The 15,530-nt window shown below is 65.6% G+C and carries 18 protein-coding genes; 11 read left to right on the top strand and 7 right to left on the bottom strand.

All coding sequences use genetic code 11. The features are described 5' to 3' along the window. Positions 1–69: 69 nt before the first annotated feature. Positions 70–459 (top strand): hypothetical protein, encoded by a 390-nt coding sequence (locus HOY44_RS11775; RefSeq protein WP_287434849.1) that lies wholly within the window; start codon positions 70–72, stop codon positions 457–459. Further along, a complete protein-coding gene (locus HOY44_RS11770; RefSeq protein ID WP_287434848.1) occupies positions 459–1,457 on the top strand; it encodes a sterol desaturase family protein in 999 nt (332 codons plus the stop codon). The genes HOY44_RS11775 and HOY44_RS11770 overlap by 1 nt, the downstream gene beginning before the upstream one ends. Here HOY44_RS11770 and HOY44_RS11765 read toward each other — a convergent pair. After that, the gene (locus HOY44_RS11765) at positions 1,391–2,170 is read right to left on the bottom strand and encodes an HTD2 family dehydratase (protein WP_287434847.1); all 780 of its coding nucleotides are present in this window, start codon (positions 2,168–2,170) and stop codon (positions 1,391–1,393) included. The genes HOY44_RS11770 and HOY44_RS11765 overlap by 67 nt on opposite strands. Next, the gene (locus HOY44_RS11760) at positions 2,167–2,709 is read right to left on the bottom strand and encodes an NADPH-dependent FMN reductase (RefSeq protein WP_287434846.1); all 543 of its coding nucleotides are present in this window, start codon (positions 2,707–2,709) and stop codon (positions 2,167–2,169) included. Before HOY44_RS11760 ends, HOY44_RS11765 begins: the two co-directional genes overlap by 4 nt. A 70-nt stretch (positions 2,710–2,779) precedes the next feature. Here HOY44_RS11760 and HOY44_RS11755 point away from each other — a divergent pair, with 70 nt between their 5' ends. Next, positions 2,780–4,417 carry a thiamine pyrophosphate-binding protein gene (locus HOY44_RS11755; RefSeq protein WP_287434845.1) on the top strand — a complete coding sequence of 546 codons (1,638 nt, stop codon included), beginning with the start codon at positions 2,780–2,782 and terminating at the stop codon, positions 4,415–4,417. 275 nt (positions 4,418–4,692) lie between these two features. Here the strand turns inward: HOY44_RS11755 and HOY44_RS11750 are convergent, their stop codons facing one another. Genes HOY44_RS11750 through HOY44_RS11740 form a run of 3 tightly spaced genes read right to left on the bottom strand, consistent with a single transcriptional unit; the run spans position 4,693 to position 6,566 of the window. Further along, on the bottom strand, positions 4,693–5,064 hold the full coding sequence (locus tag HOY44_RS11750) for a hypothetical protein (protein ID WP_008331704.1): 372 nt from the start codon (positions 5,062–5,064) through the stop codon (positions 4,693–4,695). A gap of 1 nt (position 5,065) precedes the next feature. Continuing rightward, positions 5,066–5,839, bottom strand: coding sequence for a DUF6478 family protein (locus HOY44_RS11745; RefSeq protein WP_138424544.1), 774 nt, complete (start codon positions 5,837–5,839; stop codon positions 5,066–5,068). A gap of 55 nt (positions 5,840–5,894) precedes the next feature. After that, positions 5,895–6,566 (bottom strand): hypothetical protein, encoded by a 672-nt coding sequence (locus HOY44_RS11740; protein ID WP_287434844.1) that lies wholly within the window; start codon positions 6,564–6,566, stop codon positions 5,895–5,897. Between the two features lie 118 nt (positions 6,567–6,684). Between HOY44_RS11740 and HOY44_RS11735 the strand changes: the two genes are divergently transcribed. From HOY44_RS11735 to HOY44_RS11715, 5 genes are all read left to right on the top strand, one after another. Beyond that, the gene (locus HOY44_RS11735; RefSeq protein WP_008331715.1) at positions 6,685–7,599 is read left to right on the top strand and encodes a CPBP family intramembrane glutamic endopeptidase; all 915 of its coding nucleotides are present in this window, start codon (positions 6,685–6,687) and stop codon (positions 7,597–7,599) included. Between the two features lie 30 nt (positions 7,600–7,629). Then, a complete protein-coding gene (gene accD, locus HOY44_RS11730; RefSeq protein ID WP_287434843.1) occupies positions 7,630–8,631 on the top strand; it encodes an acetyl-CoA carboxylase, carboxyltransferase subunit beta in 1,002 nt (333 codons plus the stop codon). A gap of 32 nt (positions 8,632–8,663) precedes the next feature. Beyond that, complete coding sequence (locus tag HOY44_RS11725; RefSeq protein WP_502710707.1) at positions 8,664–9,899, top strand: bifunctional folylpolyglutamate synthase/dihydrofolate synthase; 1,236 nt, start codon at positions 8,664–8,666, stop codon at positions 9,897–9,899. A gap of 248 nt (positions 9,900–10,147) precedes the next feature. After that, positions 10,148–10,777, top strand: a complete 630-nt coding sequence (locus HOY44_RS11720; RefSeq protein ID WP_008331719.1) for a rhodanese-like domain-containing protein — start codon at positions 10,148–10,150, stop codon at positions 10,775–10,777. Between the two features lie 13 nt (positions 10,778–10,790). Then, complete coding sequence (locus HOY44_RS11715) at positions 10,791–11,645, top strand: LysM peptidoglycan-binding domain-containing protein (protein ID WP_287434841.1); 855 nt, start codon at positions 10,791–10,793, stop codon at positions 11,643–11,645. 52 nt (positions 11,646–11,697) lie between these two features. On the opposite strand, the gene HOY44_RS11710 is transcribed toward HOY44_RS11715, so the two are convergent. Continuing rightward, complete coding sequence (locus tag HOY44_RS11710; protein WP_287434840.1) at positions 11,698–12,873, bottom strand: MalY/PatB family protein; 1,176 nt, start codon at positions 12,871–12,873, stop codon at positions 11,698–11,700. A gap of 93 nt (positions 12,874–12,966) precedes the next feature. Here HOY44_RS11710 and def (HOY44_RS11705) point away from each other — a divergent pair, with 93 nt between their 5' ends. From def (HOY44_RS11705) to fmt, 3 genes are read left to right on the top strand one after another with little or no spacing between them, the layout of a single operon-like run. Next, positions 12,967–13,488 (top strand): peptide deformylase, encoded by a 522-nt coding sequence (def, locus tag HOY44_RS11705; protein ID WP_008331722.1) that lies wholly within the window; start codon positions 12,967–12,969, stop codon positions 13,486–13,488. After that, the gene (def, locus tag HOY44_RS11700; protein WP_287434839.1) at positions 13,488–13,982 is read left to right on the top strand and encodes a peptide deformylase; all 495 of its coding nucleotides are present in this window, start codon (positions 13,488–13,490) and stop codon (positions 13,980–13,982) included. The genes def (HOY44_RS11705) and def (HOY44_RS11700) overlap by 1 nt, the downstream gene beginning before the upstream one ends. 8 nt (positions 13,983–13,990) lie before the next feature. Continuing rightward, complete coding sequence (gene fmt / locus HOY44_RS11695; protein WP_287434838.1) at positions 13,991–14,890, top strand: methionyl-tRNA formyltransferase; 900 nt, start codon at positions 13,991–13,993, stop codon at positions 14,888–14,890. Between the two features lie 67 nt (positions 14,891–14,957). Here fmt and HOY44_RS11690 read toward each other — a convergent pair whose 3' ends face one another. Then, positions 14,958–15,530 carry a cob(I)yrinic acid a,c-diamide adenosyltransferase gene (locus HOY44_RS11690; protein WP_287434837.1) on the bottom strand — a complete coding sequence of 191 codons (573 nt, stop codon included), beginning with the start codon at positions 15,528–15,530 and terminating at the stop codon, positions 14,958–14,960.

Below are 15,530 nucleotides of genomic sequence, written 5' to 3'. Positions count from 1 at the left end.
CGCTTTCCGTAGCGCCAAGATTGACAGGGCGGCGCTCTCCCGCTTCCTTTGAAGGCGGAGGATTTCACCATGCCGCTTTGGCTTCTGGGCACCATCGTCGTCGTCGGGCTGGCCGCGATCTGGCTTATCATGCGGGTCTATGGCTTCGACCGGCCGCTGGTCCTGACACATGACATCGCGGCGGAGGAATTCGCGACCGACAACCCCGGCCTCGTGCCCGAGGACATTCACCTTGCCAAATCAGGACAATCCGCGCTCATCCATGCCGGCGGGTCCACCTATGTCCTCTGGGTCATGGGGCAGGATGTGGCGACCCACAATGTCGCCCGAGCGCGGGTGAGCGAGGCCGGCACGGGGCTGACCCTGCGCCTGCCCGACTTCGCGGCACCTAGCGTGACGCTCACCCTGACGGAAGATGAGAAGGCGAGGTGGAAACCGATGATCGAGGAGGCCGCCTGATGGACCTGTCGTCCCTAACCTATCCCGATGTGGTGTCGCTTGCGGTGCCCTTCTTCGTCGCCGCCGTGATCTTCGAGGTCACATGGATCTTCGTGAAGAAGCGCGGCGGGCGGTATGAGGCGCGCGACGCCATGACCTCGCTCGCGATGGGCGTGGGCAACGTGGTCGTCGGTATCCTTCTTGGTTTCATCACCTACGGGTTCCTGATGTGGCTGTGGGAGATCACGCCGCTCGATCTGGGCACGAGCGTCTGGGTCGTCGCCCTGTGCTTCGTACTGGACGATCTGCGGTATTACTGGGTGCATCGTTTCGGGCACCGCATCCGCTGGGTCTGGGCCAGCCACGTGAACCACCATTCCAGCCAGCATTACAACCTGACCACGGCGCTCAGGCAGACGTGGACCGGAACGTTCACCTTCATGATGCTCCTGTCCGCGCCGTTGGTGCTGCTTGGCTTTCATCCGGCGATGATCCTGTTCGTCGGCGGGCTGAACCTGATCTACCAGTTCTGGATTCACACCGAGGCGATCGACAAGATGCCGCGCTGGTTCGAGGCGGTGATGAACACGCCTTCGCACCACCGGGTGCATCATGGCCGCAACCCGCGCTATCTGGATGCCAACTACGCCGGAGTCTTCATCGTCTGGGACAAGCTGTTCGGCACCTTCGTGCCCGAGCAGGCGGACGACAGGCCGGACTATGGCCTCGTCCACAACATCGGGACGTTCAATCCCTTCCGGGTCGCGTTCCACGAATGGGTCGCGATCTTTCGCGACTGGCGGCAACCGGGGCTGACCCTGTGGGATCGGCTGCGCTATGCCGTGATGCCCCCCGGTTGGCGCCATGACGGCAGCGGCGGCGGGTCGGAACGGCTCAAGGCCGACTACGTCGCCAATCATCCCGATGCGGCGGGCACGCCGGGGTTCGAAAACTACCCGGCGTCCGCCACGGCCTCCATCACGACCCGACCATCAGGTGCACGCGCCCAAAGCTCCTGACCGGACCTGCAAAGCGTCAGGGCTTCGTAATGCGCGAGCGGCGAGGCCGCTCGGAATGAAAACCCGACGAGCGATCCAAGTTCCCGCACCGCCTTGAGCATGAGGTGCTGGGCGATGAGCGGGCCGTGGGTGACGAGGCCCGGGTACATCTCGACCTCGCGCGCATAATCCAGATCGTAGTGAATCCGATGGCCGTTGAAGGTGAGCGCCGAGTAGCGAAACAGCGTCGTCGTCGTGACCGAAACCTCTTCGCCCTGCGCATCGGCGGGTGCGGCGCGAGTCGTGGGCGCGGGCGCGTCGGGCGATGGGTCTTCGCGGTAGACGAGATCCTGAAACTCGCGGATGCAGAGCGTGCCGTCTTGCGAGATGTCGTGGCGCAGGGTGACGAACGCCAGCGGACCCGTGCGACCGTCTTTGCGGGTGGTTGTTTCGATGGACGACACCTTTTCCGCCGGAACGCCCGCGCGAAACGGCGCTGCGAATTCAAGCCGCCCACCGGCCCACATCCGGCGCGGCAGGCCCATGTCCGGGATCAACCCGACGCCGGTTTTCGGATGCCCGTCCCGGCCCAGCGCCTCGGCCGGCTGCGGTTCCCAGAAATAGATCTGGTGAAAGAAGGGCGGCAGCGCATCCCCCGCCGCGAACCGCTCCGGCAAGCCCAGCGTCACTGCCAGAGCATTGGCGCGAGCCGGATCGACGACGTCCGAGATCACTTTTCCACCTCGGCCCGCAGCTTTTCCATCAGCTGCGTCAGGAACTTGACCGACACCTCGTCTTTCAGCCGACCATCCGCGCCGAACGCCTCGCTCGAATTTCCGATGAACACCTCGGGGCCGTACACAAGGTTCGACCTGAACGGCATCATGCACAGGATCAGGTTGTGCATCATCCGCTCGCCGCCCGCACGCCCGTCCGACGCGGCGATCAGGCTGACCGGCTTGTCCGCCCAGGGGTTGCCCTTGACCCGGCTCACCCAGTCGAGCGCGTTCTTCAGAACGCCGGGGATGTTCTTGTTGTACTCGGGCGACGAGATCACGACGGCATCCGCCGCGCCGATCTGTTCGTGCAGTTTGAGCACCGCGTCCGGAATGCCCGGCCCATCCTGAATGTCCTGATTGAACACGGGAAAGTCGATGTCGGCCTCGACGTAGTCGCAGGGACCGAAGGCGCGCGCGGCCTCCTTCAGCAGCAGCCGGTTGGTCGAGGCTTTACGCAGCGCGCCGGGAATGCCAAGCAGGATCGGGTCAGACATATGCTCTCCTGTCGTTTCTGTCTTGGTAGGAAACGAGACGGCGCGGGGGAAGGTTCAAAAAGAGGTGCCCATGCGTCACGGCGGCCAGATTCTCGTCGATCAGCTCAAGATACAAGGCGTGCGGCGGGTGTTTTCCGTGCCGGGCGAAAGCTTCCTCGCCGCGCTGGACGGGCTGTATCAGTCGGGGATCGAGAACGTAGTCTGCCGGCAAGAAGGCGGTGCCGCGATCATGGCCGAGGCGCATGGGAAACTGACCGGCAAGCCGGGGGTGCTGTTCGTCACACGCGGGCCGGGGGCGACGAACGCGTCGTCCGGCATCCACGTGGCGAAACACGATTCGACGCCGATGGTCGTGTTCGTCGGGCAGGTGGCGCGGGATCACCGCGACCGCGATGCGTTTCAGGAGGTGGACTACGTCCAGATGTTCCAAGGCCTCGCCAAATGGGTGGCCGAGGTGAACCAGACCGAGCGGCTGCCGGAATACATTTCGCGTGCGTTTCATGTCGCGCAGTCCGGTCGGCCGGGGCCGGTGGTGCTGGCCCTGCCGGAGGACATGCTGTCGGCCACCGCCGATGTGCCAGACATCCCCGCGCGGGCCGAGGTTCCGGTGGCTGTCGCACCGGAGACCGTGGGGGCCGTCGCCGCGCTGCTGGACGAGGCCGCGCGCCCGCTGGTCATCGCGGGCGGGCCGGGCTGGTCGGACCGGGCAGCGGCGGATCTGGAGGCCTTCGCCGAGGCGCAGGGCATCCCCGTTGCGCTGTCGTTCAGGCGGCAGGACTACATGGACAACGGACATGCGAATTACGTGGGGGACCTGTCGGTCGGGATGCGGCCGGGGCTGAAGCGGGCGTTGGACGAGGCCGATCTTCTGTTGGTGCTGGGGTCGCGTTTCGGCGACATCACGTCGAACGCCTATGCCCGCACGCCGGGCGCGCCGGGGCCGCGCATCGTCCATGTGCACCCGGACCCGGACGAGGTCGGGCGGGTCTATCGCCCGGACCTGAGCGTCCCGGCGGCGGCCCCCGCGATGCTCGCCGCTCTGGCCCGGCTGGACGGCACCCGGCGCAACGACCGTGCCGACTGGACCGCACGACTCCGGGCCGATTACGAGGCGTATGTGCAACCGGTCGAGACGCCGGGCGCGGTCAAGCTGGAACAGGTGGTGCTGACGCTTCAGGACATGATCCCAGAAGGCGCGGCGCTGACGAACGGGGCGGGCAATTTCAACATCTGGCTGCACCGGTATTTCCGGTTCTCCCGCCGAAACCGCTATCTCGGCGCGACCTCGGGCAGCATGGGCTATGGATTTCCGGCGGCCATCGCGGCGGCGCTGGAGACAGGGCGGGCGTCGATCTGCTGGGCCGGGGACGGCGACTTCCAGATGACGCTGAACGAAATGTCGACAGCGGTGCAACACGGCGCGCAGGTGGTGGTGCTGGTGGCAAACAACGGCCGTTACGGCACGATCCGCGCGCATCAGGAACGCGCCTATCCGGGGCGCGTGTCCGGCACCGATCTTGCCGCCCCTGACTTCGCAGCGCTGGCGCGCGCCTATGGGGGCTTCGGCGCGATGGTGGCCACACAGGCAGACTTCGCGCCCGCCTTCGAGGCCGCCCTCGCCTCGGGTGGGCTCGCGGTCATCGACCTGAAGCTCGACCCCGAGGCGCTGACTCCCGGCCAGACGCTGACCGAGGTGCGTGGCTTCTGATCCGACGAGGGGTTGCGCCGGGGCTTCGCCCCGTCGCGGTGGGCCTCGCTTCGCTCGGCGGTGCGCTTGCCCACGGTCAGCGCGTGGATGACCGACGTGGAGGGGGGCTGTCTGCCCCCCACGCGCTTTGCGCGCTCCCCCCGAAGGTTTCTTGAAACAGAGAAGCAGGACGGGCGGCGCTTTCCCCTTCTCTGTTTCTAAAAACCTCGGAGGGGGTCTGGGGGAGGCTGGCCTCCCCCAGCGGGTCGACCGGGCGCAAGCCCGGGCGAAATCCTTCAGGAGGTCTCGACGCAGTGGCGGCGGAAGGCGCGTTTGAGCATGTCGAGTTCGGCGCGCAGAAGCTCCATCTCGGCGCGGAAATCTTCGTCCAGCGGCTGACCGGTGACGACCGTGAAGCTTGCGAGCCGTTCGTCGGTCGCCTTGTTCGCGATCAGGAAGGTCTGCACGCCTTCCGACAAAAGTTCGGCGGGGATCGGGACGGCGACGCGGAACTGGCCTTCGACCTCGGGATCTTCGCGCAGGGTCGCGCCCTCGATACCTTGTCCATTATGCGTGACGGTGATGTCGGGCGGCGTGTCGGCCCCGGTCAGCACCCCCTCCCATACGCCCGCGTGAATGCGCGTCTTGGTCAGCACGATCTCGGCCATCTTACACCTCCGCCCGCGGGCGGCGTGAGAAGTTCACGTCCCGCAGCATCACCTGATTCATTTCCGGCCCCTCGAAGATCAGGTCGACCCAGGCCCGCTCCACCCGCTTTTCGTTGAGCTTGGTGTAGGCGAGGTCGAAGTCGACTGAAAGCTCCCGGTCCGACAGGGGCAGTTCGCGCACCATCTGTTCGGTGTTGGGACCGTGCTGGATGTTGAGGCGCGCGAAGATTTCCAAGGGCTTTTCGGTTTCCACCACCGCGTTCATGCGGATCAGGTGCTTGCGCCCCAGCCCCCGCATCGCGCTTTCCGGCAGATCGACGACCAGCGACAGGAACGAGCCGTCGAATTGGAACACGTCCATGCGCAACCCATAGGGGGCGAGGTCGTCCTCATGCGTGTTGCGGAGCTGGCGGACGGTGAGTTCCGAGATCCGGCAGTCGTGGAAGATCTTCACCTCGTCGCCGAAGCCGGTCTTGCTTTCCACCGCGGCCTGACCGGGCGGGAAGATCGGGCCGCGCCACAGCTCGGGCCGCCACGACCAGTCGGAATGGAGCGGTTTGGAAAACGCGTTCGACCCGATGAGGGGGAGCGCGAGGCGGCCGTTCGAGACGTAGAGCAGCCGGTCGGTGACCTGCCGAAGCTCCAACGCGCGCAGGCGGACGCGGCGCAGGCGGTCGAGGCCCATGTCATCCGCCGCCGCTGCGATCTTGCGCCAGCGTCGCATGACGAGGTGATGGAGCATCGCATCGAAGGGGCCGAAGGCGCGGTTGGACATCGGTTATTGTTTACCTTTCGTGAACAATGGCGTCATCTACACCAGAATTATTGACCTAAAGCAAACGGTTGAGGAGGCTGCGGAGGCCTTTGTCGCCGGTGGACGTGTCCGTTTCTGAGGGCGGCGCGGGGCGGGATTTCGGTGAGGCCCGGCGCACCGCCTTGGTGAATGCGAGCAGGAGCGACTTGCCGGTCGCCGGGTCGAGCGGAGTGGCGGCGGTGCCGGACACGGTGAGCGTGACAAGTGCACCGGACTGCGGAAAGACCGCGCGCCAGTAATCTTCGGACAGGTCGATGGTGTCGCCGTCGCGGGCGCGGATCACCAAAAGGTCGTCGGTCTGTTCGAAAGACGCCACCGAGACGCGGTCGGATGATCCGCTGCGCGAGAGCGTGGCTTTTCCCTCCGGTCCCCGCAGAATGTCGGCAAGCGCCGCCATCTGGTTCGGGCCGAGGTCACCCGCACCGGGCGCGACCGCTGCCGTCAGAACCGCAGGGGCGACCGGGTTCGGCCCCGCCCCTTCGATCCCCGGACAGGTGCCGAAAAGCAGGAAGGCGCCCGAAGGGCCCTCGCGCCGTTGCGTGGGGTCGAGGCAGTAGCCGCGAGGCGCGGCGATCACGACCTGACCGCCAAAGACAGGTGTCCCGGCCCCCGGTCCGGCGGTCTGGCCGCCACAACCCGCCAGCAGAAATAAGGCCGCGACCAGCCCTGATTTCGCGCGCATCGTCATGCTTTTCGTCCCGGAACCATTGGGCGACGGGATAGGTCGCGCGGCGGTGCGATGCAAGCCGACCTTGTGACCGGTGATGTGTTCACTATGTTCGTGAAACGAGAACGCGGAGTGATGAATGCAGGATTTCTGGTCCCCAGCCCTGCCGAAAGTGCAGATCTGGCGCACGGCGCTGGGCTTCGTCCTGCTGATCGCGATGTTCTTCGCGGCCACCTTCGCGCTGTTCGAGGTCGGGTCGCGGCTGATCTCGTCCGACCCGGCCACGATGCTGGGCGGAGGCAATCCGGCGAGCGCGTCGATCTTCTTCGCGACCTTCATCGGGTTCCATATCGGCTTGCTGATCGTCCTGCCGCTTTTGCACAAGCGAAGCTACCCGACGCTGTTCGGGCCGACCCGGCGGCTGAACCTGCGCCATTTCGCGATCGGGACCGCGGTGACGCTTGCGCTTGCGACCTTCCTTTACGGCGTGATGTTCGTCGAGCGGGTGTTCCTGCCCGATGGTGTCGAACCGACGGTGCGCCAGATCAGGCCGCTGTCCGACTGGCTGGTCTGGCTTGTCCCGGCCATCGTTCTGATCTTTCTGCAAACCTTCGCGGAGGAGGCGCTGTTTCGCGGCTACCTGCTGCAACAACTGCGTGCGCGGTTCGCCAGCGTGTTCGTCTGGGCCGTGCTGCCGTCGTTCATCTTCGGTCTGTTGCACTTCGACGCGTCGACATATGGCACGATGAACGCGCTCGCCTATGTCATCAACACGACCACGACCGGCATTCTCCTGTGTCTCATCACGATCCGCACCGGCAACCTCGGCGCGGCGGCGGGGCTGCATTTCGGGAACAACGCGGCGCTCATCATGATCGGCATCGACGGCAATCTCGACGGCTTCTCGCTGTTCGTCGTGGGGATGGAGCTGGAGTCGGGCTATACCGCCTATTCCATCCTCAGCCAGACCGCGTTCACGCTGGTTCTGTTCACGATCTGGTGGTTCTGGATGAACCGCCGGGACAAGATTGCAAAGGCGGGCCTCCCGGCATAGGTAGGGCGCGAACGTGGCAAGGAAGGCGCGATGAACTGGATTTCCAACTACGTCCGGCCCCGGATCAACTCGCTGTTTTCGCGGCGGGAGGTGCCGGAGAACCTGTGGATCAAGTGCCCCGAATGCGGGACCATGCTGTTTCACCGGGAACTGTCGGACAATCTGAATGTCTGTTCCAACTGCGATCACCACATGGCGATCACCCCGCGCGAACGCTTTGCCAAGCTCTTTGACGGCGGCACCTTCGCCGAGGTGAGCGTGCCCGCGCCGATCGACGATCCGCTCAAGTTCAAGGATCAGAAGAAATACCCCGACCGGATGAAGGCCGCGCAGAAGGCCACCGGCGAGAAAGAGGCGATGCTGGTCGCCGAGGGCGAGATCGGGCGCACGCCCATCGTCGCGGCCTGTCAGGACTTTTCATTCATGGGCGGCTCGATGGGGATGTACGTGGGCAACGCCATCATCGCCGCTGCCGAACGGGCGGTGAAGCTGAAGCGCCCGCTCGTCCTGTTCTCCGCCGCCGGGGGGGCGCGGATGCAGGAGGGTATCCTGAGCCTCATGCAGATGCCGCGCACGACGGTGGCGGTGCAGATGCTGAAAGAGGCGGGGCTGCCCTATATCGTCGTTCTGACCCATCCGACCACGGGCGGTGTGACCGCGTCCTACGCGATGCTGGGCGACGTTCAGATTTCCGAGCCGAACGCGCTGATCTGTTTCGCGGGCCCCCGCGTGATCGAACAGACGATCCGCGAGAAGCTGCCGGAAGGGTTCCAGCGGGCCGAATACCTGCTCGACCACGGGATGCTCGACCGGGTGACACATCGCAAGGAGTTGCGCGAAGAGCTTATCACCATCCTGCGGATGCTTCTGGGTCAGGGGCCTGCGGTGCGCGGCGATCTGCCCGCGCCGGAGCCGAAAAAGGCCGACGCCAAGGCCGAGCCGAAACCTGCCCCCAAACCGCAGGCAAAGGCTGAACCGGCCAAGCCCGCGCAGCAGAAGACCGCGCCACCGAAAGAGGCGCCGAAGAAGTGAGCAAGGCAGGCTCGGACGTCATCCTCGACCGGATGATGTCGCTTCACCCCAAGGTGATCGACCTGACGCTGGACCGTGTCTGGCGGCTGCTGGACGCGCTGGATCACCCGGAGCGGCGTCTGCCCCCCGTCATCCATATCGCCGGGACCAACGGCAAGGGTTCGACGCTGGCCATGATGCGGGCCGGGCTGGAAGGGGCGGGCAAGACCTGCCATGCCTATACCTCGCCCCACCTCGCCCGGTTTCACGAACGCATCCGCCTTGCAGGTGAGTTGATCTCGGAAGATCATCTGACCGAGGTGCTGGACCGCTGTTACGCGGCGAACGGCGGCGAGAGCATCACCTATTTCGAGATCACGACGGTCGCCGGGCTGCTCGCCTTTTCCGAAACCCCGGCGGATTACACGCTGCTCGAGGTCGGGCTTGGCGGACGGCTGGACGCGACGAACGTGATCGCGCCGGAACTGACGGTCATCACGCCCGTCTCGATCGACCACACGCAGTTTCTGGGCGACACGCTCGCCGCCATCGCGGGCGAAAAGGCGGGGATCATCAAGCGTGGCGTGCCCTGCGTGGTTGGCCCGCAGGAGGATGCGGCGCTCGACGTGATCGAGGCCACGGCAGAGCGGCTGGGTGCCCCGCTGCTCGTCCATGGCCAGCATTGGCAGGTCTGGGAAGAACGTGGTCGGCTGATCTATCAGGATGAAAGCGGCCTGCTCGACCTGCCCCGGCCTGCCCTGTTGGGCGAGCATCAGATCATGAACGCGGGCGCGGCGCTGGCCGGGCTGCGCGCGCTCGGCTTTGGAGAAGAGGCCAGCGAGGCTGCGATGACCAACGCGACCTGGCCCGCGCGGATGCAGCGACTGCGCGAGGGGCCATTGGTCGAGGCCGCCGGAAGCGCCGAACTCTGGCTCGACGGCGGGCACAACCCGGCGGCGGGCGAGGCGCTGGCAAAGGCGCTCGCCTCAATGACCGACCGGCCTTTGCACCTGATCTGCGGCATGTTGAACACCAAGGATATCACCGGGTTCATGCGCCCTCTGGCCGATGTCGCGAAAGACCTGCGGGCGGTGTCGATCCCCGGCGAGGCCGCGACCCTGAGCGCCGATGAAACGGCCGCATTCGCACGTGGCGCAGGGCTTGACGCGCGCACCTCTCCTGACGTGGGCACGGCGATCCGCGAGATCGTCGCCGATGACGCGCACGCCCGCATTCTGATCTGCGGCTCGCTGTATCTGGCGGGCGCCATTCTCCGGGAAAACGGCTGAGATCTGTGGCGAAAATGACTCGCCCCGCCTAATTCTTCGGGTGCGTTTCGGGCCGTTTCTGCTATCGAGCCGCTTCAAGCGACTGGCAGGACTCACTTTTTCGACCGTTTCCGCCCTGCGCCGCGAATCACACGAAATATTGACCGATTCGGGTGATTCGCCCAAGATGTTGAACATTCAGGACTGTGCCGGGCTGCCACCCGGCGGCATTTAACCTGTCGAGCAGGACAGGAACAGGGGGACAAACGATGCTTCGGCTGCTCTTGGGCGCCTTTCTGGCGCTTGTGATCACAAATAATGAAATCCTGGCGCAAGAGGTGCGGATCACGCCCGATACCTCGTCCTTCTCTGTTGAAGTGGGCGGAAAGCTCCTCACCATCGAGCGCATTCAGGACACAAGTCACAAGCTCACCACGGAGTTCACGAAGACATCGCGCCCCTGCCCGCCGTTTTGCATTCACCCGATTTCGGCAGCACCGGGTGTGGCAACGGTGGGCGAACTCGAAGTCATCGACTTCATCGAAAGTGCGGTGGCCAAGGGCACGGGGCTGTTGATCGACAGCCGCCTGCCCGAGTGGTTCGCGAAGGGCACGATCCCCGGTGCAGTGAACGTGCCCTTCTCGACCCTCGAACCGTCGAACCCCTATCGCGACCAGATCCTTCAGGCTTTGGGCGGGGCCAAGGCGGGCGCGGGATGGGATTTCACCTCGGCGCGAAACCTCACGCTGTTCTGCAACGGGCCGTGGTGCGACCAGAGCCCACGCGCGATCCGCAACCTTGTCGACGCGGGCTATCCGACCGAGAAAATCCAGTATTATCGCGGCGGTATGCAGCTTTGGCTGCTGCTCGGCCTGACCGTCCAGACCCCCAGCGCATAAGGGAGGAGGCGCCATGTTCCGCATCCTCATCCTTGTCGCCGGGTTCCTGATCGCCGTCACGGGCATGCTCTGGATGCAGGGCAACCGCGACCCCCGCGACCTTGCCGCCGTCGCCCCCGACCTTGCAGATGTCGAGATCGAGAACGTGGCGCAAATGTCGGCTACGACGACACGGCCCACGCCTGCACCGGCGCCGGTGGACATCGCGGCGCTGACCGATGCCGTGCGCGCCTCGGTCGCGCCCGACCCGGTGGCGGAACCGGCGCCGGCCGCCACGGCGGACGCAGGGTTGGCCGCCCTGACCAGCAGCGTGCTAGCCGGCCTCGGCACCCCCGCACCGGCCGCGCCGATGACCGGCGACAGCGGGATGGAAGCTGCGACGGCAGCCGTGCTTGCAAGCTTGAACGGGATGGCCGCGCCGACGGCACGCCCCCCGCAGGACCTGAATGCCCTCATCGCCCAATCCATGCGGGCGGGCGAAAGCGATGCGTATATGGACGCGCTCCTGCACGAAGCCGTGGCATCCGGCGCGGTGCAGGTGCCGGACTCGCTCATCACCGCCGAGGGTCGGGTGGATACACGCACCCTGCTCGCCTCGATCGTGCAGCAATCCATGGGCACGGCGGAGGACGCGACGATTCAGGCCATCGCAGCCGAAGCCGGGGCCACCACCGCCGCCACGCCGGTGGTGCAGGTGGTGTCGGGCGAACGGATCTATACGGTCGAGAGTGGCGACAGCCTCGCCTATATCGCGCTGGTTTTTTACCGCGACGCGGCCCAATACGAACGGATTTACGAGGCGAACCGAGACGTGCTCGCCAACCCCAGCCTCATTCGCGTGGGACAGAAACTGCGCATACCCGGATAACAGGCAAGACGAAGCAGGAGACTTGGCCCCGGCACACCGCCGGGGCCTTTTTTTATTGCAGGTCCGAGAACGCGTCCTGCATTCGTGCCACCGCCTGCTTAACCAGAGGGCGCGGCGTGGCGAAGTTGAACCGCAAATACCGCTCGCCGCCTTTGCCGAAGCTGATGCCGTGGTTGACGGCGATCTTCGCGTCCTGCTCGACACGGCGCAGGTAATCGGTCGGCTCCATCCCCGTGCCTTCGAAATCGACCCACGCAAGGTAGGTCGCCTCCATCGGCATACTCTTCAGCCCCGGAATCGCATTGAGGCCCTCGTCGAGGATGCGGCGGTTGCCGTCGAGATAGGCGACCAGCGCATCGACCCACGCGGCCCCCTCGGGCGAATAGGCGGCTTCGGCCATCATCAACCCGAAGGAGTTGGGCGAAATACCAAGGCCCGACATCTTGGCCGCGAACCGTTTGCGCAAATCGGGGTCGTGGATGATGACATTGCCCGAATGGGTGCCCGCGATGTTGAAGGTCTTGGTGGTGGCCGTCATCATCACCAGCCGGTCCGCGATCCCGTCGATCAGCGCCATCGGCGTGTGCTTGGTGCCGGGAAACACGAGGTCGTGGTGAATCTCATCTGACACGAGGATCAGGTCGTGGCGCTTGGCGAAGGCCGCAACGCCTTCGAGTTCGGCGCGGGTCCAGACGCGACCGCCCGGGTTGTGCGGGGAGCAAAGGACAAGCATCTTCTCACGCCCCGTCATCTGCGCGTCCCAGGCGTCGGAATCCATCTCGTACCGCCCATCGTTACGCGCCAGTGGGCATTCGATCACCTCGCGCCCCGCCGCGCGGATCACGCGGTGGAAGGCATGATAGACGGGGGTCATCAGGATCACGCCGTCGCCCGGATCGGTGAAGGTGTCGACGCACAGAGCGGTGCCGTTCACCAGCCCGTGCACCGTGAAGATCGCGTTCGGGTCGACATCCCAGCCGTGACGTTCGGACATCCACCACCGGATCGCGCCCAGATAGCTGGCATCGTCGCCGTAGTAGCCATAGACCCCGATGCTGCGCATATCCTCAAGCGCCTTCTGGATCGGCGGGGCGGCGGCGAAATCCATGTCGGCCACCCACATCGGGATGCCATCCTTGGGCGACACGCCATAGATCGCCTCCATCTTGTCCCACTTCGCCGAATGGGTCCCAACGCGGTCGATGATGCGGTCGAAATCGTAACTCATGATGCCTCCGGATTGAGGCGCCAAGCTATCTGCGACACGGTGGAGTGCAAGGGGACATTGCGAAACGCGTCGCAACCGCCTAATTGATCCGTCATGGCCTTGAAACCGATCCTTATTCACCCCGACCCGCGCCTCAAGAAAGAGGCGGAGAAGGTGCGCGACGTGACCGACGAGCTGCTGACGCTCGCCGACGATATGCTCGAAACCATGTACGACGCGCCGGGCATCGGTCTGGCCGCGCCGCAGGTCGGTGTGCTGCAACGGCTGATCGTGCTGGACTGCATCAAGGACGAAAGCGCCGAGCCGCAACCGCTGGTCATGTTCAACCCCGAGGTGATCCTGTCGTCGGACGATACAAACGTCTACGAAGAGGGCTGCTTGTCGATCCCCGACCAATACGCCGAAGTCACCCGGCCCGCCGCAGTCAAGGTGCGCTGGCTGAACCGCGCGGGCGAAGAGCAGGAACGCGATTTCGAAGGGCTGTGGGCGACCTGCGTGCAGCATGAGATCGACCATCTGAACGGCAAGCTGTTCATCGACTACCTGTCGCCGATGAAGCGCCAGATGATTACGCGCAAATCCCAGAAGCTGAAACGCGAGCGGGCGCGGGTCTGATGCCCCGTCCTTTCGTCATGTGGCCGGACAAGCGGCTGCGCACGGCCGCCCAGCCGGTCGAAGCCGTGACCGATGAGGTGCGCGAGTTCTGGGACGAGATGGTCGAAGCGATGGATGCGATGCCGGGGGTCGGGCTGGCCGCCGTGCAACTGGGGATCATGCTGCGTCTGGCGGTCGTGGATGCGTCCGAAGAGCGGGGCAAGGCCGTGCGCATGGCGAACCCCGAAGTCCTCCACGCCAGCGTGAAGTTGCGGGAGCACGACGAAGCCTCGCCCAACCTGCCCGGCGTCTGGGCCACGATCAGCCGCCCGCGCGCGGTCACGGTGCGGTTTCTGGACGAGGCGGGCGCCGTGCGCGAGCAGGATTTCGTCGGGCTTTGGGCGACCAGCGTGCAGCACCAGATCGACCACCTGAACGGCAAGATGTATTTCGACCATCTGTCGAAACTGAAGCGCGACCGGCTGATCGCGAAGGCCAGGAAAGCGAAGCGGTAGGGGGCGATATGAAAGTCATCTTCATGGGCAGCCCGGATTTCTCGGTCCCGGTCCTTGACGCTCTGGTCGCGGCGGGGCACGAGGTCGTCTGCGTCTACTGCCAGCCGCCCCGCCCCGCCGGACGCGGCAAGAAAGACCGCCCGACCCCGGTGCAAGCCCGCGCCGAGGCGCTTGGTCTGCCCGTGCGCCATCCGAAATCCCTGAAGGGTGAGGCGGAGCAGGCCGAATTCGCGGCACTCGGGGCCGATGTGGCCGTGGTCGTGGCCTATGGGCTGATCCTGCCGCAGGCTGTGCTGGACGCGCCCGCCAAGGGCTGTCTGAACATCCACGCCTCGCTCCTGCCGCGCTGGCGCGGGGCCGCGCCGATCCATCGCGCGATCATGGCGGGCGATGCCGAAACGGGCGTTTGCATCATGCAGATGGAGGCCGGTTTGGATACCGGGCCGGTGCTTATGCGGCGGGCCGTGGAGATCGGGGCCGAAGAGACGACGGGTGAATTGCACGACCGCCTGTCGGCGCTGGGGGCCGAGACCATCGTCGAGGCGCTGGGGGCGCTGGATAGTCTGACGCCCGAGGTGCAGCAGGAGGACGGCGTGACCTATGCCGAGAAGATCGACAAGGCCGAGGCGCGAGTCGACTGGACCCGCCCGGCGACCGAGATCGACCGCCTGATCCGGGGGCTATCGCCCTTTCCTGGCGCGTGGTGCGAAATGGCCGGGGTGCGCGTGAAGCTCCTCGGCGCGCGCCTCGTCGCAGGGAGCGGAGCGCCGGGGGCCGTGATCAGGCCTTTGACGGTGGCCTGCGGGCAAGGTGCGGTGGAAATCACGCGGGCGCAGAAGCCCGGTGGGCGCGGGATGGACGCGGACGAGTTCCTGCGGGGGTTTCAGATTCCGGAGCGTGTGGACTGACACGGCGCTCGGGAGCGAGGGGCGCTGCCCCTCGCGCTCCCCGAGGTTTTTTGAAACAGAGAAGAGGTCAGCGGTTCGCGCCGGGGACCCAGAGGACGTCGGATTTGCCGTCGTCATTGGCCATACGTGCCGCCGTGAAGCACCAGTCAGAGAGGCGGTTGAGGTATTTCACCGCCGCCGGGTTCACCTCTTCGACCGTGGCGAGTTCGGTGGCCAGCCGTTCGGCGCGGCGTGAAACCGTGCGCGTCAGGTGCAGGTAGGCGGCGAGCGGTGAGCCGCCCGGCAGGATGAAGCTGCGCAGGGGTTCGAGGATCTTGGTCATCACGTCGATCTCGGCCTCGAGCCGCTCGACCTGCGCGTCGGTCATGCGCAGCGGCGGGTATTCGGCTTCGCCGTCCTTCGCCATGTCGGGGCGGCACAGGTCGGCGCCCAGATCGAAAAGGTCGTTCTGGATGCGGGCGAGCGCCGCGTCGGTGTCGCCGGAGGCGTGAAGGCGCGCCATGCCGATGGTCGCGTTGGTTTCGTCCACCGTGCCATAGGCCTCGACCCGCGGGGAATGTTTCGGAACGCGGGTGCCGTCGCCCAGCGCGGTGTCGCCCTTGTCGCCGGTGCGGGTGTAGATCTTGTTCAGCACGACCAT

Source organism: Maritimibacter sp. (genome assembly GCF_016774595.1).
Lineage (GTDB): Bacteria > Pseudomonadota > Alphaproteobacteria > Rhodobacterales > Rhodobacteraceae > Maritimibacter > Maritimibacter alkaliphilus.
This window is presented reverse-complemented; position numbering and strand designations above follow the sequence as displayed.